The following is a 20,245-nucleotide window of genomic DNA, read 5'->3' as shown; positions in this document are numbered from 1 at the left end:
CGGCGCCGGCCCCTCCCATGGGTTGCGGGAGGGGGACGGCGCCGGTCGTGCCCGCGTCCGTGCCGATCACGCCGGTGCCGGCATTACTCCGGCAGGCCGAACTGCTCGACGCTGGCGAAGATGTCCGTATCGGAGATGATGCCGATGGGCTCCTGGTCCTTGTCCTTGACCGCGCAGCGGCGGATGTTGCTGCCGCCCATCTTCTCGGCGCAGTCGTGCAGGGTCATGTCCACGGGCACGGTGACCAGCGGCTTGGACGCCACCTCGCCGACCTTGACGGTGTTCGGGCGCCGACTGGGCTGGACGATCCGCGCGAGGACGTCGCGCTGGGTCATGATGCCCCATTCGCCGTCCTCGCCGGGGCGCACGATGACGCTGCTGATGCCCTTCTCGCGCATCAGGTGCATGGCGTCCTCGACGCTGGTGTCGGCGGGCACGGACACCGGGCTGGGGTTCATGAGATCGCCCACGGTGTGCGGGATGCGGCCCGAGGCGATCATCTCCTCCAGCGGCGAGGATACGCGGCGGAGCTCCCGGGCCTTGCGGTCCTTCTCGATGGCCTGGTCGCGCTCGGAGCGGAACTGCTCCAGGTCCAGGCCGCCCTGCATCTCGGCGATGATGGCGTCGGCGAACTGACTGGTGCGCACCTCCGAGGCCCCCTCGATCTGGCGGGCGAAGTCGTAGGTAACGATCTTGCTGGTGACCACCTGCTCGTAGGCGGCGCTGATCAGGTCCGCGGCCTCGGACCAGCCGATGTGGTGGAGCATCATCACGCCGGAGAACAGCAGCGAGCCCGGGTTCACCTTGTCCTGGTTGGCGTACTTGGGCGCGGTGCCGTGGGTGGCCTCGAACACGGCGATGTTGTCGCTCATGTTGGCGCCGGGGGCGATGCCCACGCCGCCCACCTCGGCGGCGACGGCGTCGGAGAGATAGTCGCCGTTGAGGTTCATGGTGGCGATGACGTCGAACTCGTTGGGCCGCAGCAGCATCATCTGGAAGATGATGTCGGCGATGCGGTCCTTGATGACCACCTTGCCCTCGGGCCGCTTGCCGCCGTAGGTGCTGTAGAGCTCTTCCTCGGTAATGGTGACGTCGCCGAACTCCTCGCGGGCAAGCTCATACCCCCAGGAGCGGAACGCCCCCTCGGTGAACTTCATGATGTTGCCCTTGTGGACGAGGGTGACGCTCTCGCGGTTGTTGTCGACGGCGTACTGGATCGCCTTGCGCACCAGGCGCTTGCTGCCGAACTCGGAAATGGGCTTGACGCCGATGCCGGCGTCCTCGAAGAAACGCTCGCCCATCTCGTTGCGCAGGAAGTCGGCGACTTTGCGGTTCTCCGGGGTGCCGGACTGGTACTCGATGCCGGCGTAGACGTCCTCGGTGTTCTCCCGGAAGATCACCACGTCCACGTCCTCCGGGTGCTGCAGCGGGGAGGGCACGCCGTCGTAGTGGCGCACCGGGCGCACGCAGGCGTAGAGATCCAGGTCCTGGCGCAGGGCCACGTTCAGCGACCGGAAACCGCCGCCCACCGGCGTGGTGAGAGGGCCCTTGATGGAGACGAGGAGGTCCTGCAGGGCGTCCTTGGTTTCCTGCGGGAAGTAGTCGCCGTCGTACATGCCGGCGGCCTTCTCCCCCATGAACAGCTCCGCCCAGTGGATCTTGCGCTTGCCGCCGTAGGCCTTTTCCACCGCGGCGTCCCAGACGCGCATGGAGGCGCGCGTGATATCCGGCCCGATGCCGTCACCCTCCACGTAGCCGAGGATCGGGTTGTCGGGGACCTGGATCGTACCGTCTTTGACGGAGATCTTCTCGCCGCCGCTGGGGTAAGAGATGTGTCCGGTCATGCGTCCTCCTCTGGTGGTTCGCGCCGCGCCCGTCAACGGGGGGTGGCCCCGACGCCCGGGATCGCCGGGCGTCACGGTTCGCGGCCGGGCGGCCTGTACAGGGGCGTTGCCCTGTCAGCCCTGAGTATAAACCTTGCGCCGGACGCCCACGGTCCGGCGGCGGCAGGCCACCGGCTCGTGATCAGCGCGCGCACACCGGGGCGGGGCGATCAACGCAGGCGCGGGCCGTTTTGCAGCTCCTGCGACACCTGCGGATCAGCGCTAGCGCACCTGCAGCGGGGGGTTATTCTGCCCCGGGCGCCGGGAGCGTTCAAGGAACGCCCAGCCGGCGCCCGCGCGTCGACACCGGTGCGGGGGCTGTCTACAATGCCTCGACCATGATCGAGGAGGGTTTGTCATGACGCGCGAAGTCGTAGTGGTAGGCGGAACCCGAACGGCCATCGGCACCTACGGAGGCGGGCTGAAGGACGTCTCCCTGGGGGACCTGGTCGCCGACGTCCTGCGCGAGTCGGTGCGGCGCGCCGGGGTGGACCCGGAGCAGGTGGGCCACGTGGTGTTCGGCAATGTCATTCACACCGAGCCGCGCGACATGTACCTGGCGCGGGTGGCCGCGATCAACGGCGGGCTGGCGCATAACACGCCGGCGCTGACGCTCAACCGGCTGTGCGGCAGCGGGCTCCAGGCCATCGTCACTGCCGCGGGCTACATCCGCAGCGGCGACGCCGAGTGCGTGGTCGGCGGCGGTGGCGATGCCATGTCCCGGGCGCCGTACTGGCTGCCGTCCGGGCGCTGGGGCCAGCGCATGGGCGACGGGGTCATGGTCGACGCCATGGTCGGCGCCCTGACGGACCCGTTCGACAAGTGCCACATGGGCATCACCGCCGAGAACGTGGCGGAGAAGTGGGGCGTCTCCCGCGAGGACCAGGACGCCCTGGCCGCGGAGAGCCACCGGCGCGCGGCGAACGCCATCGACGAGGGGCGGTTCCGGGACCAGATCATGCCGGTGGAGATCAAGAGCCGGAAGGGCACCAAGGTCTTCGATACCGACGAGGGCCCGCGCCGCGATACCGACCTCGAGGCGCTGGCGGGCATGAAGCCGGTGTTCAAGCGCGAGGGCGGCACCGTGACCGCGGGTAATGCCTCGTCACTGAACGACGGCGCCGCGGCGGTGACCATGATGGAGGCCGGCGCGGCCGACCGGGCCGGGCTCAAGCCCATGGGCCGGCTGGTGGACGCGACGGTGGCGGCGGTGGACCCCAAGTACATGGGCATCGGCCCGGTACCGGCGGTGCGGTCGCTCATGGAGCGCACCGGCGTGCGCACCGACCAGGTGGATGTCTGGGAGATCAACGAGGCCTTCGCCGCCCAGGCCCTGGCCGTGGTGCGCGACCTGGAGCTGGACGAGCAGAAGGTCAACCCCAACGGCAGCGGCATTTCCCTGGGCCATCCCATCGGCGCCACCGGGGCCAATCTCACCGTCAAGGCGCTCTACGAGCTCCAGCGCACCGGCGGCCGCTACGCGGTGGTGACCATGTGCATCGGCGGCGGCCAGGGCATCGCGGCGCTGTTCGAGCGCATGTAATTACGGGCTCGTCGTTCAGCCCGTCGGTTGCCGCGAGTCATGGGGCTCCGGCGACCGGAATGGCGCGTAGGAGCGACGTGAGTCGCGACATTCCAGAGAACCGGATGCCCTGGAAAGTCGCGGCTGAAGCCGCTCCTACACGACTTCGGTAAAGCCTGCTGCAGGATCCTGTGGGAGCGGCTTCAGCCGCGACCGTTGCACGAATGAGGTTCTCTGGAAGGTCGCGACTGACGTCGCTCCTACGGTTCATACGAATCCAACTGCCAACGTGTATCCCATGCGCATCATGAGCCTCAACTGCAACGGCATCCGTGCCGCCGCCCGCAAGGGGTTCTTCGACTGGCTGCCCGGGCAGCAGGCGGATGTCGTCTGCCTCCAGGAGCTCAAGGCCCAGGAGGAGCAGCTGCCTGCGCGGCCGTTCTACCCCGGGGAGTACCACGTCCACTACCACCCGGCGGAGAAGAAGGGCTACAGCGGCGTGGGCCTCTACGCCCGCCGGCAGCCGGACGAGGTCATCCGCGGGCTGGGCTGGCCGGAGTTCGACACCGAGGGGCGGCTCATCGAGGCCCGTTTCGGGCGCCTGTCGGTCATCTCCCTGTACTTCCCTTCCGGCTCGTCCGGGGACACCCGCCAGGAGGTCAAGGAAGGCATCATGGAGGGGTTCCTGGAGCAGCTCCGCGCCTGGATGGCCGACGACCGCGAGTACATCATCTGCGGCGACTGGAATATCGCCCACCAGCGCATCGACCTGCGGAACTGGCGCAGCAACCAGAAGAACTCCGGCTTCCTGCCCCACGAGCGGGAATGGCTGGACCGGATCTTCTCGGAGCTGGGCTGGGTGGACGCCTACCGGGCGCTGTACCCGGAGCGCGAGCAGTACACCTGGTGGTCGAACCGCGGCCGCGCCTGGGACAACAACACGGGGTGGCGCATCGACTACCAGATCGTCACGCCGGGCCTGAGGCCGTATCTCCGCGACGCCTGGGTCTACACCGACGAGCGCTTCTCCGATCACGCCCCGCTGGTCGTGGATTACGACTGGAGACTCTAGGTGGGTTCGCGGCGGGGACGGGTCGGTCTCCCGCTGCGTGGGGCGAGGGCCCGGGGGCTTTCATTGGAACTCCGGGGCTCCGCTAGTCGTTCCAATGAAAGCCCCCGGGCCCTCGCCCCACGCAGCGGGCCATGCACCACCGCCGCTACGCGAAGCGCTTTTCCAGGTAGCTCATGATGGCGTCGGACTCGTAGAGCCACTCCATGGAGCCGTCATCGTTGTGGATCAGCAGGCACGGGACGGTGCTGTCACCGCCGCCCTGCAGCAGCTGCTCCCGGTAGGCCGGCACCTTGCGGATATTGCGCAGCTCGATCTTGAGCCGGAGCCGTTCGATGGTGCGCAGCACGCGGATGCAGAACGGGCAGGTCTCGTAGTAGTACAGCGCGAGCTTGTCCGTCTCGCGGTCGACCTGTTCCTGCTCCTCGGGGCTTCTGGTGACAACGGCTGGGTTCTGCGGGCTTGTCGCCATGGCTCTCGTCTTCGGCTCTCTAGGGTTCGCGGGAATCCTGTCGGCCCGGGCAGCATGCGACTCGCCGCCCCGGCCTTGCTTCTCCTCATTTCCGTAAGCCTGGGGCCTCACGGGCCGTTTCACAAGCCCGAAACCCATGAATGTTCCTGATGCCTCAGGCGCCGGCGATGGTCTCCGCCGGCTCCGCGGCCTCCGTATGCTCGGGCAGCCGGTCCAGGTAGCGCTCGGCGTCCAGCGCTGCCATGCAGCCCGTGCCGGCGGAGGTCACTGCCTGCCGGTAGACGTGGTCCATGACGTCGCCGGCGGCGAACACCCCGGGGACGCTGGTGGCCGTGGCGTCGCCGTCCAGGCCGCCCTTGACCAGGATATAGCCGCCCTGCATGTCCAGCTGGCCCTGGAAGATGTCCGTGTTGGGCTTGTGGCCGATGGCGATGAACACCCCGGAGACGTCCAGATCGGTGGTCTCCCCCGTCCCGGTGTGCTTGACGCGCGCGCCGGTGACGCCGGAGTCGTCCCCCAGCACCTCGTCCAGGGTATGGTTCCACTGCAGGGTGACCTGGCCGGCATCCGCCTTGGCGAACAGCTTGTCCTGGAGGATCTTCTCCGCCCGCAGCTCGTCGCGGCGGTGGACCAGGGTCACGTGCGATGCGATGTTGGACAGGTACAGCGCTTCCTCCACCGCCGTGTTGCCGCCCCCGATCACGGCCACCTTCTGGTTGCGATAGAAGAACCCGTCGCAGGTGGCGCATGCCGACACGCCCTTGCCCATGAACGTGCTCTCCGATTCCAGGCCCAGGTACTGGGCGCTGGCGCCGGTGGCGATGATCAGGGCGTCGCAGGTGTAGCTGCCCATGTCGCCTTCCAGGCGCAGCGGGCGCTGCCCGAGATCCACGGTATGGACGTGATCGAAGAGGACCTCGGTGCCGAAGCGCTCGGCGTGCGCCTTCATGCGCTCCATGAGATCCGGGCCCTGCAGCCCTTCCACGTCGCCGGGCCAGTTGTCCACGTCGGTGGTGGTGGTCAGCTGGCCGCCCATCTCCATGCCGGTGACCAGCACGGGCTCGAGGTTGGCCCGGGCGGCGTAGACGGCTGCCGTGTAACCCGCCGGGCCGGAGCCCAGGATCAGGAGACGCTGGTGTCGGGTGTCGCTCATGTTCACTCCTCGGAAATCCGGTAAGGCGCCCGCGGTGAGCGCATCGCCATGACTGCATACTGTAACGCACACAGGGCCTGGCCACACGGGCAGCCCCTCCGGGTTGACCGCGGTCAAGATGCGTGTGTTGCATTGCAGGAAAATGGGGGCGACAACTGCAAGGGACAACGACCAAGGGGGCCGGATGACCGGGACGACCACGGGGGAGGCGCCGCGGCCGTGGCACGCCGAGGAGCCGGAGGCGGTGCTGGCGGCCCTGGCCTCGGACGCCGACGGGCTGGACGACAGCGATGCCGGGGTGCGCCTGCAACGGTACGGCCCCAACCGCCTGCCGCCGCCCCGGCGCCACGGCGTCGTGATGCGCTTTCTCCTGCAGTTCCACAACGTGCTGATCTACGTGCTGCTCGGCGCGGGCTTGGTCACGGCCCTGCTCGGGCACTGGGTGGATACGGTGGTGATCCTCGGCGTGGTGGTGATCAACGCCGTCATCGGCGTGGTGCAGGAGGGCAAGGCCGAGCGCGCGCTGGACGCCATCCGCGACATGCTCTCCCCGCAGGCCACCGTCGTGCGCGGGGGGCGCAGGCGCACCATTGCCGCCGAGGCGCTCGTGCCCGGCGATATCGTGGTGCTGCAGTCCGGCGACAAGGTCCCGGCGGACCTGCGCCTGCTGCGTACCCGCGAGCTCCGCGTCGACGAGGCCATTCTCACGGGCGAGTCCGGGGCCGTGGAAAAGCACCCGCGGCCCGTTGCCGCCGAGGCCGTGCCCGGTGACCGCCTGGGCATGGCGTTCTCCGGCACGCTGGTGACCTACGGCCAGGGCACCGGCGTGGTCGTGGCCACCGCGGCCGCCACGGAGATCGGCCGGATCAGTGCCATGCTGGAGGAGGTGGATGCGCTGACCACGCCGCTGCTGCGCCAGATCGCCGTGTTCGGCCGCCGGCTCGCCGGCGTCGTGCTGGCGGCCGCGGCGGCGACCTTTGTCTTCGGCGTGCTGGTCCGCGGGTATGCCTGGGCCGAAGGTTTCCTGGCGGCGGTGGGCCTGGCGGTGGCCGCGATCCCCGAGGGCCTGCCGGCGATCCTGACCATCGTACTGGCCATCGGGGTGCAGCGGATGGCTGGGCGCAACGCCATCATCCGCAAGCTGCCGGCGGTGGAGACGCTGGGCTCGGTGACGGTGATCTGCTCCGACAAGACCGGCACGCTGACCCGCAACGAGATGACAGTGCGCAGCGCGGCGACCGCGGCGGCGGAGTACGCGGTCAGCGGCGTCGGCTACGGTCCCGACGGCGCGGTGGAGCGCGGCGGCGCCGCGGTCACGGCGGAGGACGACTCGGGCCTCGCCGAGCTCCTGCGCGCGGCGCTGCTATGCAACGATGCCGGCGTCGAGCACCGCGCCGGGGAATGGCACGCAACGGGCGATCCCACCGAGGCGGCGCTGGTCGCGCTGGCCATGAAGGCCGGCCTGGACCCGGTGGCGCATCACGACGACAACCCGCGCGTGGACGGGATTCCGTTCGAGTCCGAGCACCGCTTCATGGCCACGCTGCACCACGACCACCGCGGCGGCCGGGTGATCCTGGTCAAGGGCGCGCCGGAGCGCATCCTGGACATGTGCTCGCGGCAGCGCGGCCCGGACGGCACCGAGGCGCCGCTGGACCGCGGCCGCTGGCACGAGGTCATGGACCGCATGGGCGATGCCGGGCAGCGGCTGCTGGCCCTGGCGACCCGGCCGGCCGACAGCGACCATCATGACCTGTCCTTCGCCGACGTCGAGGCCGGGCTGGTGCTGCTGGGCGTGGTCGGCATGATCGATCCGCCCCGGAACGAGGCCGTCGCCGCGGTCCGCCAGTGCCGGGACGCGGGCATCCGCATCAAGATGATTACCGGCGATCATGCCCGCACGGCCCGCGCCATCGGCCGCGACCTGGGTATCGGCGACGGCCTGCGCGTGCTCACCGGCCGCGAGGTGGAAGCCATGGATGATGCCGCCCTGCGGGAGGCGGTGCAGTCCACGGATGTCTTCGCCCGGGCCAGCCCGGAGCACAAGCTGCGCCTCGTGCAGGCCCTGCAGGCGGCGGGGCAGCGGGTCGCCATGACCGGCGACGGCGTCAACGACGCGCCGGCGCTCAAGCGCGCCGACGTCGGCGTCGCCATGGGCCTGAAGGGCACCGATGTCTCGCGCGAGGCGAGTGACATGGTGCTGGCCGACGACAACTTCGCCTCCATCGCCCGCGCCGTGGAGGAGGGCCGCACGGTCTACGACAACCTGCGCAAGGCCTTGCTGTTCCTGCTGCCCACCAATGGCGGCCAGGCCCTGGTGATCATCGCCGCGGTGCTGGCCGGCGTGCTGCTGCCCATCACCCCGGTGCAGATCCTGTGGGTGAACATGGTCACGGCGGTGACCCTGGGCCTGGCGCTGGCCTTCGAGCCCGCGGAAGCGGGCGTCATGGCCCGCCCGCCGCGGCCGCCGGGCGAGCCCATCCTGTCGGCCTTCCTGGTGTGGCGGGTGGCTTTCGTGGCCGTTCTGCTGGTGGTCGCGACCTTCGGGCTGTTCCTGCATGCCTCGGCCGGGCCGGAGGCCGTCGACCACGCCCGCACCGTGGCCGTGAACACGCTGGTGGTCTGCCAGGCGTTCTACCTGGTCAGCGCCCGCTTCGTCGCGCAGCCGGCGCTGGCTTCCGGCCCGCTGCGGGGCAATCCCTGGGTGCCCGGGGCCATCGCCGGCATCGTCGTGCTGCAGCTGCTGTTCACCTATGCACCGCCCCTGCAGCTGCTGTTCGGCACCCGGCCCCTGGGGGTGGTCGACTGGCTGCCCGTGATCGCCGCGGGAGTCGCGGTATTCCTGGCGGTGGAGCTGGAGAAGTCGCTGCTGGCGCGGTTCCGGTCCCGCCCGCGGCGCGCCGCCCGAGGGGCATGACCCGCTTTCGCCGCGGTGCCGACGAGGGTACAGTCGCCGCATCGCGAGTAGCGGGGACCGCCATGGACACACCCGAACCGGCCAGCCGTTTCCGCGCCCTGCGCGTGTACGCCCACCCGCGCGTACTGGTCATGCTGTTCCTCGGGTTCTCCGCCGGTCTTCCCCTGCTCCTGGTGGGCGGCACCTTTACCGCGTGGCTCCGGGACCTCGGCGTGGAGCTGGCGGCCATCGGCTTTCTCAGCTGGGTGGGTATCGCCCACAGCATCAAGGTCCTGTGGGCGCCCCTGGTGGACCGGCTGACCCTGCCGGGGCTGACGCGGCTGCTGGGGCGGCGGCGGGCGTGGATCCTGCTGGCCCAGCTGACCGTGGCGCTGGGCCTGCTGGGCATGGCCTTCACGGACCCGGTGGCGGATCTGTGGCTGGTGGCGGTCTGGGCGGTGCTCACCGCCTTCGGCTCGGCGACCCAGGATATCGCCGTGGACGCCTACCGGGTGGAGGCCCTGGAGACCCACCGCCAGGGCGCGGCGGCGGCGACCTACGTTACCGGCTACCGCATGGCGATTCTGCTGGCCGGCGCCGGCGCGCTGCACGTGGCCGACGTGGCCAACTGGAGCCTGGCGTACCTGGCCATGGCGGTGTTCATGGGCGTCGGGCTGGTGACCACGCTGGTGGTGCGGGAGCCGCGGGCGCAGGTCTCCGCGGACACCCACCGGCTGGAACAGCGGGTGACCGACTACCTGGCCCGGACCCACCACCGGGGCTGGCGGCGGGATCTGACGGCGTGGTTCCTGGGGGCGGTGGTCTGCCCGTTCGCCGACTTCTTCCGGCGCTACGGGCTGGCGGCGCTAACGGTACTGCTGTTCGTGGGCACGTTCCGGATCAGCGATATCTTCATGGGGGTGATGGCGAACCCCTTCTACCTGGACCTGGGATTCACCAAGGGGCAGATCGCCAACGTGGCCGCGGCCTTCGGCCTGGCCATGACCCTGGGCGGCGCCCTGGCCGGGGGCGCCCTGGTGGTCCGTTTCGGCATTGCCCGCATGCTCATCTTCACCGCCGTCATGGCGCCGCTGACGAACCTGACGTTCTCGTGGCTGGCCGTGCTGGGCCCCGAGGTGCACGGGCTGGTGGTCGCGATCATCGCGGACAATGTCACCGGCGGCATGGCCGTCGCCGTGCTGCTCGCCTATCTCGCGAGCCTGACCAATAGCGCCTACACGGCCACGCAGTACGCGCTGTTCAGCTCCCTGATGACCCTTCCCGGGCAGTTCCTGGGCGGATTCACCGGCTGGGCGGCGGAGCAGGTGGGGTGGTTCTGGTTCTTCGTCGGCGCCGCCGGCCTCGGCCTGCCCGCGGTGGCGCTCGCCGTGGTGCTGCTCCGGGTGGCGCACCCGGACGGCGGCATGCGTCGGCCGGGTGACGCAGCGTGACCGCATGTTGACGTGCTCGGGTGCCGGCGTGTGTCAGCAACCCCGAAGAGAAAATATAAGATGCTGTTTTTGAAATAATAAAAATGTTGGCCCGAATCCTGCTTTTATCCCGGGCAGACTGAGGTAGCAGGTAGTACGCTGGAAAGGGCGGGAACAACAATGACGACGAGTAAAGACATGGCACAGGCGGCCTACGCCATCGGCCGCCGCTACGAGATGGGTGACGGCGTGGCCATGCACATGGAGACCGCGGCCCGGTTCTATCGGCAGGCGGCCCTGCGCGGTCTGCCGGACGCCCAGCACGCGCTGGGCTTTCTCCACGCCACCGGCCAGGGTGTGCCTCGCAGCGGCGAGCTGGCCGTGTCCTGGCTGCAGGCGGCCGCCGAGCAGGATCACGCCGAGGCGCAGCACAACCTCGGCGTCATGTACGCCGAGGGGCGCGGCGTCGCGGTGGACTACCGGCAGGCGGTGCACTGGTTCTATCGGGCCGCCATCAACGGCTGCAGCCACGCGCGGGAGTGGCTGGAGTCGCGCAGCGACGAGGCCATCATCGCGGGCGAGTAGGCGCCGGTCCGTCCGGCCCGTGTCGCCGGGCGAGGAAGCGCCAGATGCCGCTGTCCGGGTGGCTCTCGCCGGTAAGCATGTAGTGCAGGTTGCGGTCGTGCTGCAACGGCACCCGCATCAGTCCCAGTGCGCGGCTGGAGCCGCAGAACAGGATGCGGTCGCCGGAGGCCAGCGCGGTCTCCGGTCCGGGAAGCAGGGTCATCTCCCCCTCGCGTACCAGGGCGAGCGCAATACAGTCCAGCGGCCGCCGGCGGTCCCGCGGGTGATGGGTGATGCCCGCCAGCGTCACCGGCCGGTCGCGATCCAGGGCCCGGAGCACGGCCGGGGCGCGGTTGCGGCTGACCCGCAGCGTCCACGTCTCCGGCGTGGTACCGCACGCCACCGCGCGGATGTGCCCCATCAGGCGGTGCTGCCAGTCCTTGTCCCGGGCGCGTGCCTGCGCCAGGAAGTCCTCCAGGAGCGGGGCGTTGAGCACGGACAGGATCCGGCTCGCCAGGATATAGCTGGGCTCGACGAGCAGATCGATGCCCGCCTCCTGATACAGCGGCTTGCTGGAGAGCTCGTTCTCCCGGGCGGCGAGATAGATGGTGTCGTTGATCTGCCGCGCCGTCATGACGATGGACAGGTTGTCGGCATCGTCGTCGGTGGCGGCGAGCAGCGCACTGGCGCGGTCGATCCCGGCCGCCCGCAGGGTATGGGCCTCGGTCCCCTTGCCCGGGATGGTGTCGGGCGGGCAGCCGTTGCCCACCGGGTCCTCGTCCACCAGTACCGTGCGGATCCCCTGCCGGGCGAGGTCGCGGCAGACGGCGCGACCGAGCCGGCCATAGCCGCAGATGATCCATGTCCCGGCCGGCGGCTGCGGGCGCTCCCGCAGCGGCGTGGCGGGGATGCCGGTGAGCCAGTCCAGGATGCGGTGCATGTCGGGCGTGCGAATGGCGAGTACGAGCCGGTCGGCGAACGCGTCGTAGGCGTTGACCACGGAGTCGGTGCCGAAGGACGCGATATTGGCCGCGCCGGCCGCCGTCTGGGAACGCGCCACCACGGTCATGCCGGGGTTGAGCAGCTTGCTGGTCAGGGCGACCTTGAGGTTGGCGTGGTCGCTGTCGGTGACCGCGATGATGCCGGCGCACCAGCGGTGCCGCAGCCCGGCGGTGTCCAGGTTTTCCGGGTGCTCGGCGTCCAGGTGGAAGCCGGGTACGTGGACCTTGAGGTCGCGCAGCTCCAGGCTGTGGATGGCACTCTCGCGGTGGTCCACGACCACGGCGCGCCGCCGGTGCTCCGTCAGGGCCCGCACCAGCAGGCCGCCGGTGTCGCCGTAGCCGCAGACGATGTAGAAGGGCTCGCTCATCTGTCGCACGGCGCGGCGCAGCCGGCCCCGTTTCATTGCGCCGCGGAAGGACGGGTCCTGGATCAGGGCTATGATGGTGCCCACGGCATACAGCCAGGAGAGCACCGTCAGATAGATGCTGAAGGTCACCCACAGGCGCTGGGCACCGGTGAACTCGTACGGGATCTCGCCGAAGCCGATGGTCGGTGCGGTGTAGGTAACGACGTAGAATGCGTGGAAGAAATCCATTCGCCAGGGCTCGCCGTCGGGGGTCTGGCCCGGCATCAGGGTGAGCCCGACCACGGCGATGGCGTACGCGCTGATGAGAACCAGCAGCGGCATGCGCATCCGGCGCAGGATCAGTGGAACCACGGCATTCGTCATGGCGTCAGCGCTGCAGGCTGGAGGTCTCGACGACCAGCAGGGTGGCCGAGACCAGGTTGGCGAGCAGGGCGCCGCCGGACAGCGAGACGATGCTCGCCATCACCGACGGCGTGAGCCCGGTGTCGGCGACGTGCACCGCGATGCCCCAGACCAGGGCCGCGGCGATGAGCTGGAGGTCGGCGACCAGGCTGGCCGCGAGCAGCACGGCGCCGATCTGCGTGCGCTCGCCGAACTTGAGTACCGTGGCGATCAGGCTGACCACGAGAGCGGCGAAGAACTCGTAGACGTCGTGGTGGGCCGGATTGTCGAATTCGCCGAGAAAGAATCCGAAGTTCAGCGTCAGCGCCAGCAGGATGAAGAATCCGAAGACCACCTTTTCGAGGTTCATGCAGTCGGCTCCCGTAACGGCAAAGGTCCTGCCGGTTACCGTAGCATCTTGGCCACGAGGCGGAGTCTGTGACTGGTCCCGCAAAACCCGGGCCGGCGTTCGTGCCATAGTGCCGGGGTAACCGTTGGGCCCGCCGCGGCCCGCTTGCAGCGCACGGCCGGGGTCAGCCGTCCCGGCCCCTGCCAGGGAGGAAATCGATGACGCTTCGCAAGGCCCTCGTGGTGGATGACTCGCGGCTGGCGCGGGTGGCGTTGAGCAAGCAGCTGACGCGGCGCGGCCTGGAGGTGGATGTGGCCGGCTCCGGCGGCGAGGCCATCGACTACCTGCGCGGCAACACCCCGGACGTGGTCTTTCTCGACTACATGATGCCGGACATGGACGGCTTCGAGGCCGCCCGTGCCATCCAGGCACTGCCCGAGCGCGATCCGCTGCCCCTGGTCATGTATACCTCCCAGGACAGCGACAGCGACCGCGCGCGTGCGCGGGAGATCGGCATCTGCGGTTTCCTGTCCAAGCCCACCAGCGACGACGGCCTGGATACGGTGCTCCGGGACGTACAGAGCTGGCAGCCGCCGGCCCCGGATCCCGACGCGCTCGTGGACGAGGAGGCCGGTGACGCGTCCCGTGCCGGAAGCACGACGGCAGCGGCGCCGGCGGACGAGCCGGATGCCCCGGAGGATGTCCCTGCCGGGCCCGCATCCGGCGGACCCGCGGCCGTTCCGGAGCCCGAGCCCGCTTCCGCGCCGTCGGCAGCGGCTGGGTTCCCCGCCCGCGAGACCGAACGTGCGCAGCCTGCCGGGCCCGAGGCAACGGCCACCGGGCCCGATGCGGATGAGCTGCAGCGCCGGGCGGTGCAGGCCGCCCGCGACTCCGCGCGGGACGAGGTGGAGCGGCAGCTGGACGAGGCCGGTGTCCACTGGCAGCACCAGCTGCAGCGGGTGCGCGCCGAGATGGAGGACACCCTGCAGCAGCGGCTGGACGAATCCGCCGCGGCCCCCGGGGATCTCGATCAGCGGCTGGCCGCCCTGCGCGACGAGCTCCGCCAGGACAACGAGCAGGTTCATCGAACGGCGGTGGAGGCCGCCGGCACGGCCGCCGAGCAGGCGGTGAAGCAGGCGGCGGAGCGTATCCGCCGGGAAGCCGAGCAGGCCGCCCGCGACGCCGCCGGCGAGGCCGCCGAGCGAGCGCTGGCCCGCCAGGAGGCCTCGGGCCCGGACACGGAAGCCGTTACGGCGCAGGTGGATGCCGTGCTGACCCAGCGCCTGGAGGGACTGGCGGACAGCGAGGTCTTCCGGGAGCAGCTCATCGCGTCTCTCAACGACCACGGGGTTCCCGTGCTCAAGAATGCGCTGGATCAGTGGGTGCGGGACGTGGCCGCGGAAGCCGCCGCCGGGGCGGTGGACAAGGCCGTGGAAAGGGGCTCGGAAGCGATGCTCAAGGAGGCGGTCGCGGCGGCGGCGGAGTCCGCGGCCGCCGAGGCCCATGCCGCGCACGCCCGCACCCGGCACTACATGCTCGTGGGCGGCGCGGTGCTGGCCGTCGGGGTGCTGGCGGCACTCCTGCTGGCCGTCTGATCGCGCTCAGCGCGCCCTGCCCGAGGCGATCCGGTCGGCCGCCCGGATGGGCTCGGGCAGGCGGTAGCGCCCGGTGCAGGCCAGCACCCAGTCCACGGCGGCGGCGTGGCTCACCCGGTGGCCCGGCGAGATGAACAGCGGTCGCACCCGCGTACGGCTGCGCAGCACGGTGCCGATGCGCTCGTCACCGTCCAGCAGCGGCGCGCTCGCGCCCTTGTCCGGCGCCGGCGGCGTAAAGCGGCCGCACAGGCGGCTCTTGCCGACGCCGATGCTCGGGCGGTCCAGCCACACCCCCAGATGCGAGGCGATGCCGAGACGCCGCGGGTGGGCGATGCCCTGGCCGTCGCACAGGAGCAGGTCGGGCAGCTCGGCGAGCCGGTCCACGGCTTCGAGAATGGCAGGCATCTCCCGGAACGACAGATAGCCCGGGATGTAGGGGAAGGTCACCGGGCACCGGCCCACGACCCGGGTCAGCGGGGTCAGCGCCGGCCAGCTGAAAACGGCGATGCATGCCCGGGCGACCGTGCCGTCGGCCTCGAAGCCCGTATCCACGCCGGCGACGGTGGCGGTACCGCCGGTCTCGTCGCGGAGACGCACCTGCGCCGCCAGCCGCTGCTGCAGTCGGCCCGCGGTCGCGGCGTCCACGTCCCAGTCATGGGGTGCCGACCCGGTCACCGGGGGCCCTCCCGCGTGGTTTCCGGGCGGGCGGTCAGCGCTCGAAATCGAACCCCTCCAGCGGGTTGCCGCCGAAGTGGAGGCTGCGCGAGCCGTCGTCGGTCTCGATGCCGTAGTCCTCCCGGGAGATGTCCAGCGATCCGGAGTAATCCTCCGGCGGTTCGATGGGAATCAGGTCCAGCTCCAGCCACGTCTCCAGCTCCAGCTCCTCGATGGCGCCATCGAAATACTGGATCTCCAGGGTCCCCTCGTCCGGGTCCAGCGCCACGACCTCGAACGCCTCGCCCGTCGCCGTCTCGTACCAGTCGCCGACGACCGGCTGGTAGTGTGTGCCCATGCCTGCTCCTCCTCCGCAGGAGCGCACCTGCGGTTTCCAGCGTCTGCCGGTCCCTGCGCAGCGACAGTGCCGTACAGGGATGGCGGACGCTCGGCAACGGAGCGGGATCGCAAGCCCGCCGGAAGAACGCGCAATCCGGGACGAAGCCGCCCCGGCTGCGCGAACGAAGCCGCGGCATTCGATGCCACGGTTCCGTAGGTATAGAACCCGCCCGCTGCCAGGGCAAGGCCTGTAGCGAATTGTTCAGTGTGCCCTAGGGGCAGGGGTTGGGCATGCGGTCGTGGATCGCCTCGATCTCCTCCCGGACGTCCTCGCCCAGCGCCACGTCCGCGCTGGCGATGTTGCTGCGCAGCTGCTCCATGCTGGTGGCGCCGATGATGTTGCTGGTGACGAACGCCCGGCTGTTCACCCAGGCAAGCGCCATCTGGGCGGGGTCGAGGCCGTGCTTGTGCGCGATCTTCACGTACTCCGCCGTGGCCGCCCTGCCAGCTTCATTGAGGTAGCGGGTGAAGCGGCTGAACAGGGTCAGCCGGGCCCCCTCCGGCCACTGGTCGTTGAGATACTTGCCGCTGAGCATGCCGAAGCCCAGCGGGGAGTAGGCGAGCAGTCCGCAGCGCTCGCGGTGGCTCACCTCGGCCAGCCCCACCTCGTAGGTGCGGTTGAGCAGGTTGTACGGGTTCTGGATCGACTGCATGCGCGGCCAGCCGCGGGCCTCGGCCAGCTCCAGGAACTTCATCACGCCCCAGGGCGTTTCATTGGACACGCCGATCCAGCGGATCTTGCCCTCGCGTATCAGCTTGTCCAGGCCCTCGAGGGTGTCCTCCAGGGGCGTGAGAATGTCGTCGTCCTTGGGGCGGTAGCCCAGCCGGCCGAAGTAGTTGGCGCTGCGGGCCGGCCAGTGGAGCTGATAGAGATCGATGTAGTCGGTCTGCAGCCGCCGCAGGGAGCCGTCCACGGCCTCCCGGAGCTGCTCCGGCGTATGGCGGGAAGCGCCGTCGCGGCAGTGATCCAGACCCGGCCCGGCGATCTTGCTGGCCAGGACCAGGCGGTCGCGGTCCGGGCGGTTGCGCAGCCAGGTGCCGATGTATTCCTCCGTGCGTCCGGCGGTCTCGGCCTTCGGCGGTACCGGGTACATCTCCGCGGTGTCGATGAAGTTGATGCCCTGGTCCACGGCGTAGCTCAGCTGCTCGTGCGCCTGGGCCTCGGTGTTCTGCTCGCCCCAGGTCATGGTGCCCAGGCAGATCAGGCTGACGTCGGTGCCGGTGGTACCCAGCGGACGATATTCCATGGTTCGTTCCCCCCCTAATGGGTCCGTAAGCATTCCCCAAGAAGATTGCTCGCTATGCGTCCGGGTGGTCCGGAGAGGCATTCGCCCGGCGCGTGTAGACGAGGTCGTAGACGGCGTGGCCCTTGCGGGTGCCGCGCTCCTCGAACTTGGTGCGGGGCCGCTCGCCGGCGTCGCCGGCGAACCGGCCCGCGCCCGCCGTGTTCTCGAACGCCCGGCTGGCCTCCATGACGTCGAGCATGTGCCAGGCGTAGTCCTCCCAGTCCGTGGCCATGTGCAGCCAGCCGCCGGGCTGCAGCCGGCTGGCGGCCAGCTCCACCCAGGCCGGCTGGACGATGCGGCGCTTGTGATGGCGCTTCTTCGGCCAGGGGTCCGGGAAAAAGAGCTGGATCCCGGCCAGGCACGCCTCCGGCAGCTGGTAGCGCATGACCTCCACGGCATCATGCTCGACGACCCGGATGTTGGTCAGGCCCTCGGCAGCAACCCGGTTGAGCAGGCGGCCGACCCCGGGGCGGTGCACCTCCACGCCGAGGTAGTCGCGTTCCGGGTGGGCGGCGGCCATGGCGGCCAGGGATTCACCGTTGCCGAAGCCCACCTCCAGCACCACGGGGGCGCGGCGCCCGAAGGCGGCGGCCAGGTCCAGGACGCGGTTGTCCGCCGGCAGGCCGTAGTCGGGCAACAGGGTCTCCAGCGCCTGGCGCTGGGATTCGGTCAGGCGCCCCTCGCGCCGGACGAAGCTGCGTATGGGCCGGTGGTGGCGAACGTCGTCGTTGCTCGCCATGGCCGCTTCAGAAGAACGTCCCGGACAGGGGCGACGAGGCGCTGGCGTTGCGCTTGCGGGGAATGCGCCCGGCGCGCCAGGCCTCGCGCCCCGCGGCCACGGCCTGGCGCATGGCCGCGGCCATGCGCACCGGCTCCCGGGCGCCGGCGATGGCGCTGTTCATGAGCACGCCGTCGCATCCCAGCTCCATGGCGACGGCCGCGTCCGAGGCCGTGCCGACGCCGGCGTCGACGAGCACCGGCACGCCGGCCTGCTCGATGATCTCCAGCAGCGTGTAGCGGTTCTGGATGCCCAGGCCGGAGCCGATGGGGGCGGCCAGCGGCATCACCGCCACGCAGCCGATCTCCTCCAGCTGCCGGGCGGCCACGGGATCGTCGTTCATGTACACCATGACCTCGAAGCCGTCGGCCACCAGCTCCTCGGCGGCACGGAAGGTCTCCCGCATCTCCGGGTAGAGGGTCTTCTCGTCGCCGAGGACCTCCAGCTTGATCAGCTGGTGGCCGCCCAGGAGCTCCCGGGCGAGGCGGCAGGTGCGCACGGCGTCCCGTGCCGTGTAGCAGCCGGCGGTGTTGGGGAGAATCGTGTAGCGGTCCGGCGGCAGCACGTCCAGGAGATTGGGCTGGTCCGGATCCTGGCCGATATTGGAGCGCCGCAGCGCCACCGTGACGATCTCCGCCCCGCTGGCCTCGATGGCGGCCCGGGTTTCGTCCAGGTCGCGGTACTTGCCGGTTCCCACCAGTAGGCGCGACTGGTAGGAACGGCCGCCGATCACCAGTGCGTCGTCGCTCGTCGACACTAGCCACCCCCGATGGCATGGATGATTTCCACCCGGTCTTCCGGGTGCAGATGGTGCTGCCCGAAGCGGCTGCGCGGCACCACGTCCTCGTTGACCTCCACGGCGATGCGCCGCTGCGTCAGCTCCAGGCGGGAGACCAGGTCCGCCACCGTCGCGGCGTCCGGGATGTCGGTGCGTTCGCCATTGAGCTCGATATGCATGCTCGGAAAATCCTGACTCCGTGCTGGCTCGCCGTATCTACGTCCCATTCTAACAGGAATCCGGCGGCGACCGCCCGCGGGGCTTGCCAATCCACTGCCATCGCCGCTACATTGATGCGCGTCCCGAGCGGGTGTAGTTCAATGGTAGAACGGGAGCTTCCCAAGCTCTTAATGTGGGTTCGATTCCCATCACCCGCTCCATTTCCTCTCTCTTGCCTCCTCCCCGTGTTTGGCCGGTTCATGGCCGCGTTCGTTCCGGCGTCCCCGTGCGGGGCAACTTGACCCCGTAGTGACCGCAAACCACACTCGTAACTGGGTCGATTCCTTCCCGACCCTGGCGCCCGGCGCTCCGCCGCGCGCCGTGCATCCTGACGATGCAGCCGCAGACGGCACACGCACGTGCTGCCGGCGGGAAAAGATCAAGAACATGGAGGAGACAATGATCACTCGAACGCTGCAGACCACCCTGGGCGCCGTCGCTGTCGCCGCGCTGGCCGCCGGCGCGGCCGGTACCGCAACGGCCCAGGACACCACCCAGATCCGCTGGGCCACATCGTCGGTGGGCTCCACCGGCCACGCCGTCAACGTCGACCTGATGGCCATGCTGAACCGGGAATGGGACGGCTATTCCATCACCGTGCTGCCGACCGCCGGTGCCATCGCCACCGTGCGTGGCTATGCCTTGGGTGAGTTCGACGGCTACTACGGGGCGGATGTCGCGTTCCAGGAGCTCGCCAACAACGCCGGCCGCTTCGAGGGCTTCCAGGACAACATGGAGCGCCAGCCCGTGCAGACGTTCTGGGCCTACACCATGGAGGTGGGGCTCGCCGTCCGTGCCGAGGACCAGCAGGAGTTCGACGGCTGGCGGGACCTGTCCGGCAAGTCCGTGTTCACCGGTCCGGCGCCGTGGGACGTCCGCGCCCAGCTCGAGCGGGCCATGGACGCCGTCGACGTGGGCCACGAGTACACGGAGATCGACATCAGCATTGCCGGCTCGTCGCTGGACGAGGGCACCATCGACGGCTTCATCGCCTACACCGCCGGCGAGACCACGCCGTCGCCCTGGGTGAACGAAGCGATGCTGTCCTCGGACTCCGCCATCCTCAACCCCAGTGCCGAGGAGCGCGAGATGATCCGGGAGGCGGGCATGGAGGTGGTCTCCATCGGCGTGGAGAACTTCGACAGCGACCCGGGCGTCGACCAGGCGTACTTCGTGCCGTTCTTCTACGGCTTCCACCTGGGGCCGGAAGTGCCCGAGGAGGACGTCTACGAGATGCTCACGCTGATCCAGGAGCACTCCGGTGAGCTGGCGGAGGCCAACGGCTCCTTCACCCAGATCGACGAGAACATGGTGGAGATGCAGCGCCGGGGCGTGGCCGCTTCCGGCGGCAGCGTGCCGGTGCACCCGGGCCTGGCCCGCTTCCTGCGCGAGAACGACGCCTGGAACGAGGAGTGGGACGACTGGGTGTACTGATCTCGTCCCGCATG

18 protein-coding genes and 1 tRNA gene are annotated in these 20,245 nt (G+C 69.8%); 8 read left to right on the top strand and 11 right to left on the bottom strand.

Features of this window, described 5'->3' with window-relative positions; translation table 11 throughout:
• Positions 1-83: 83 nt before the first annotated feature.
• Positions 84-1,844 (bottom strand): NADP-dependent isocitrate dehydrogenase, encoded by a 1,761-nt coding sequence (icd, locus tag QWY84_RS01795; RefSeq protein WP_290200735.1) that lies wholly within the window; start codon positions 1,842-1,844, stop codon positions 84-86.
• Between the two features lie 397 nt (positions 1,845-2,241).
• Here icd and QWY84_RS01790 point away from each other — a divergent pair, with 397 nt between their 5' ends.
• Positions 2,242-3,426, top strand: coding sequence for an acetyl-CoA C-acyltransferase family protein (locus QWY84_RS01790; protein ID WP_290200734.1), 1,185 nt, complete (start codon positions 2,242-2,244; stop codon positions 3,424-3,426).
• A 277-nt stretch (positions 3,427-3,703) separates the two neighbouring features.
• On the top strand, positions 3,704-4,477 hold the full coding sequence (locus QWY84_RS01785) for an exodeoxyribonuclease III (protein ID WP_290200733.1): 774 nt from the start codon (positions 3,704-3,706) through the stop codon (positions 4,475-4,477).
• Positions 4,478-4,622: 145 nt separating this feature from the next.
• Here the strand turns inward: QWY84_RS01785 and QWY84_RS01780 are convergent, their stop codons facing one another.
• Together QWY84_RS01780 and trxB are read right to left on the bottom strand one after the other, a co-directional pair.
• A complete protein-coding gene (locus QWY84_RS01780) occupies positions 4,623-4,946 on the bottom strand; it encodes a glutaredoxin family protein (RefSeq protein WP_290200732.1) in 324 nt (107 codons plus the stop codon).
• A gap of 154 nt (positions 4,947-5,100) precedes the next feature.
• The gene (gene trxB / locus QWY84_RS01775; protein WP_290200731.1) at positions 5,101-6,099 is read right to left on the bottom strand and encodes a thioredoxin-disulfide reductase; all 999 of its coding nucleotides are present in this window, start codon (positions 6,097-6,099) and stop codon (positions 5,101-5,103) included.
• 184 nt (positions 6,100-6,283) lie between these two features.
• On the opposite strand from trxB, the gene QWY84_RS01770 reads away from it, so the two are divergent.
• The 3 genes from QWY84_RS01770 to QWY84_RS01760 all read left to right on the top strand — a co-directional run bounded on the left by QWY84_RS01770 (position 6,284) and on the right by QWY84_RS01760 (position 11,010).
• Positions 6,284-9,016: a cation-transporting P-type ATPase gene (locus QWY84_RS01770; protein WP_290200730.1), complete on the top strand. Its 2,733-nt coding sequence runs from the start codon at positions 6,284-6,286 to the stop codon at positions 9,014-9,016.
• Between the two features lie 62 nt (positions 9,017-9,078).
• Entirely contained in the window at positions 9,079-10,446 is a 1,368-nt protein-coding gene (locus QWY84_RS01765; RefSeq protein WP_290200729.1) for an AmpG family muropeptide MFS transporter, read from the top strand.
• A 159-nt stretch (positions 10,447-10,605) separates the two neighbouring features.
• Positions 10,606-11,010 carry a tetratricopeptide repeat protein gene (locus tag QWY84_RS01760; protein WP_290200728.1) on the top strand — a complete coding sequence of 135 codons (405 nt, stop codon included), beginning with the start codon at positions 10,606-10,608 and terminating at the stop codon, positions 11,008-11,010.
• On the opposite strand, the gene QWY84_RS01755 is transcribed toward QWY84_RS01760, so the two are convergent.
• Positions 10,994-12,721 carry a potassium channel family protein gene (locus QWY84_RS01755; protein ID WP_290200727.1) on the bottom strand — a complete coding sequence of 576 codons (1,728 nt, stop codon included), beginning with the start codon at positions 12,719-12,721 and terminating at the stop codon, positions 10,994-10,996. The two genes, QWY84_RS01760 and QWY84_RS01755, sit on opposite strands and share 17 nt — an antisense overlap.
• 4 nt (positions 12,722-12,725) lie before the next feature.
• A complete protein-coding gene (locus QWY84_RS01750) occupies positions 12,726-13,109 on the bottom strand; it encodes a DUF6394 family protein (RefSeq protein WP_290200726.1) in 384 nt (127 codons plus the stop codon).
• A 197-nt stretch (positions 13,110-13,306) separates the two neighbouring features.
• Here QWY84_RS01750 and QWY84_RS01745 point away from each other — a divergent pair, with 197 nt between their 5' ends.
• A complete protein-coding gene (locus tag QWY84_RS01745) occupies positions 13,307-14,683 on the top strand; it encodes a response regulator (protein ID WP_290200725.1) in 1,377 nt (458 codons plus the stop codon).
• Between the two features lie 6 nt (positions 14,684-14,689).
• On the opposite strand, the gene nfi is transcribed toward QWY84_RS01745, so the two are convergent.
• The 6 genes from nfi to thiS all read right to left on the bottom strand — a co-directional run bounded on the left by nfi (position 14,690) and on the right by thiS (position 18,757).
• Positions 14,690-15,358, bottom strand: a complete 669-nt coding sequence (gene nfi, locus QWY84_RS01740) for a deoxyribonuclease V (RefSeq protein WP_290200724.1) — start codon at positions 15,356-15,358, stop codon at positions 14,690-14,692.
• Positions 15,359-15,392: 34 nt separating this feature from the next.
• Positions 15,393-15,695 carry a DUF6763 family protein gene (locus tag QWY84_RS01735; protein WP_290200723.1) on the bottom strand — a complete coding sequence of 101 codons (303 nt, stop codon included), beginning with the start codon at positions 15,693-15,695 and terminating at the stop codon, positions 15,393-15,395.
• Positions 15,696-15,948: 253 nt separating this feature from the next.
• The gene (locus QWY84_RS01730) at positions 15,949-16,983 is read right to left on the bottom strand and encodes an NADP(H)-dependent aldo-keto reductase (protein WP_290200722.1); all 1,035 of its coding nucleotides are present in this window, start codon (positions 16,981-16,983) and stop codon (positions 15,949-15,951) included.
• A gap of 52 nt (positions 16,984-17,035) precedes the next feature.
• Positions 17,036-17,761: a tRNA (guanosine(46)-N7)-methyltransferase TrmB gene (gene trmB, locus QWY84_RS01725; protein WP_290200721.1), complete on the bottom strand. Its 726-nt coding sequence runs from the start codon at positions 17,759-17,761 to the stop codon at positions 17,036-17,038.
• 7 nt (positions 17,762-17,768) lie between these two features.
• A complete protein-coding gene (locus tag QWY84_RS01720) occupies positions 17,769-18,557 on the bottom strand; it encodes a thiazole synthase (RefSeq protein WP_290200720.1) in 789 nt (262 codons plus the stop codon).
• Positions 18,557-18,757, bottom strand: a complete 201-nt coding sequence (gene thiS, locus QWY84_RS01715; protein ID WP_290200719.1) for a sulfur carrier protein ThiS — start codon at positions 18,755-18,757, stop codon at positions 18,557-18,559. Before thiS ends, QWY84_RS01720 begins: the two co-directional genes overlap by 1 nt.
• A gap of 127 nt (positions 18,758-18,884) precedes the next feature.
• Here thiS and QWY84_RS01710 point away from each other — a divergent pair.
• Both QWY84_RS01710 and QWY84_RS01705 read left to right on the top strand, forming a co-directional pair.
• A tRNA-Gly gene (locus QWY84_RS01710) sits at positions 18,885-18,958 on the top strand.
• A gap of 238 nt (positions 18,959-19,196) precedes the next feature.
• Positions 19,197-20,231, top strand: a complete 1,035-nt coding sequence (locus tag QWY84_RS01705; protein ID WP_290200718.1) for a TAXI family TRAP transporter solute-binding subunit — start codon at positions 19,197-19,199, stop codon at positions 20,229-20,231.
• The last annotated feature ends 14 nt before the right edge of the window (positions 20,232-20,245 follow it).

Origin of the sequence: Aquisalimonas lutea (assembly GCF_030409225.1) — a bacterium.
GTDB classification, from domain to species: domain Bacteria; phylum Pseudomonadota; class Gammaproteobacteria; order Nitrococcales; family Aquisalimonadaceae; genus Aquisalimonas; species Aquisalimonas lutea.
This window is presented reverse-complemented; position numbering and strand designations above follow the sequence as displayed.

What these genes read in the sequence shown, in the direction of transcription:
- QWY84_RS01755 (WP_290200727.1), bottom strand. Translation starts at nt 12,721, where the DNA reads ATGACGAATGCCGTGGTTCCACTGATCCTGCGCCGGATGCGCATGCCG.
- QWY84_RS01735 (WP_290200723.1), bottom strand. Translation starts at nt 15,695, where the DNA reads ATGGGCACACACTACCAGCCGGTCGTCGGCGACTGGTACGAGACGGCG.
- trxB (WP_290200731.1), bottom strand. Translation starts at nt 6,099, where the DNA reads ATGAGCGACACCCGACACCAGCGTCTCCTGATCCTGGGCTCCGGCCCG.
- QWY84_RS01705 (WP_290200718.1), top strand. Translation starts at nt 19,197, where the DNA reads ATGATCACTCGAACGCTGCAGACCACCCTGGGCGCCGTCGCTGTCGCC.
- QWY84_RS01790 (WP_290200734.1), top strand. Translation starts at nt 2,242, where the DNA reads ATGACGCGCGAAGTCGTAGTGGTAGGCGGAACCCGAACGGCCATCGGC.
- QWY84_RS01750 (WP_290200726.1), bottom strand. Translation starts at nt 13,109, where the DNA reads ATGAACCTCGAAAAGGTGGTCTTCGGATTCTTCATCCTGCTGGCGCTG.
- QWY84_RS01760 (WP_290200728.1), top strand. Translation starts at nt 10,606, where the DNA reads ATGACGACGAGTAAAGACATGGCACAGGCGGCCTACGCCATCGGCCGC.
- QWY84_RS01745 (WP_290200725.1), top strand. Translation starts at nt 13,307, where the DNA reads ATGACGCTTCGCAAGGCCCTCGTGGTGGATGACTCGCGGCTGGCGCGG.
- QWY84_RS01730 (WP_290200722.1), bottom strand. Translation starts at nt 16,983, where the DNA reads ATGGAATATCGTCCGCTGGGTACCACCGGCACCGACGTCAGCCTGATC.
- trmB (WP_290200721.1), bottom strand. Translation starts at nt 17,761, where the DNA reads ATGGCGAGCAACGACGACGTTCGCCACCACCGGCCCATACGCAGCTTC.
- icd (WP_290200735.1), bottom strand. Translation starts at nt 1,844, where the DNA reads ATGACCGGACACATCTCTTACCCCAGCGGCGGCGAGAAGATCTCCGTC.
- QWY84_RS01765 (WP_290200729.1), top strand. Translation starts at nt 9,079, where the DNA reads ATGGACACACCCGAACCGGCCAGCCGTTTCCGCGCCCTGCGCGTGTAC.
- thiS (WP_290200719.1), bottom strand. Translation starts at nt 18,757, where the DNA reads ATGCATATCGAGCTCAATGGCGAACGCACCGACATCCCGGACGCCGCG.
- QWY84_RS01780 (WP_290200732.1), bottom strand. Translation starts at nt 4,946, where the DNA reads ATGGCGACAAGCCCGCAGAACCCAGCCGTTGTCACCAGAAGCCCCGAG.
- QWY84_RS01770 (WP_290200730.1), top strand. Translation starts at nt 6,284, where the DNA reads ATGACCGGGACGACCACGGGGGAGGCGCCGCGGCCGTGGCACGCCGAG.
- QWY84_RS01785 (WP_290200733.1), top strand. Translation starts at nt 3,704, where the DNA reads ATGCGCATCATGAGCCTCAACTGCAACGGCATCCGTGCCGCCGCCCGC.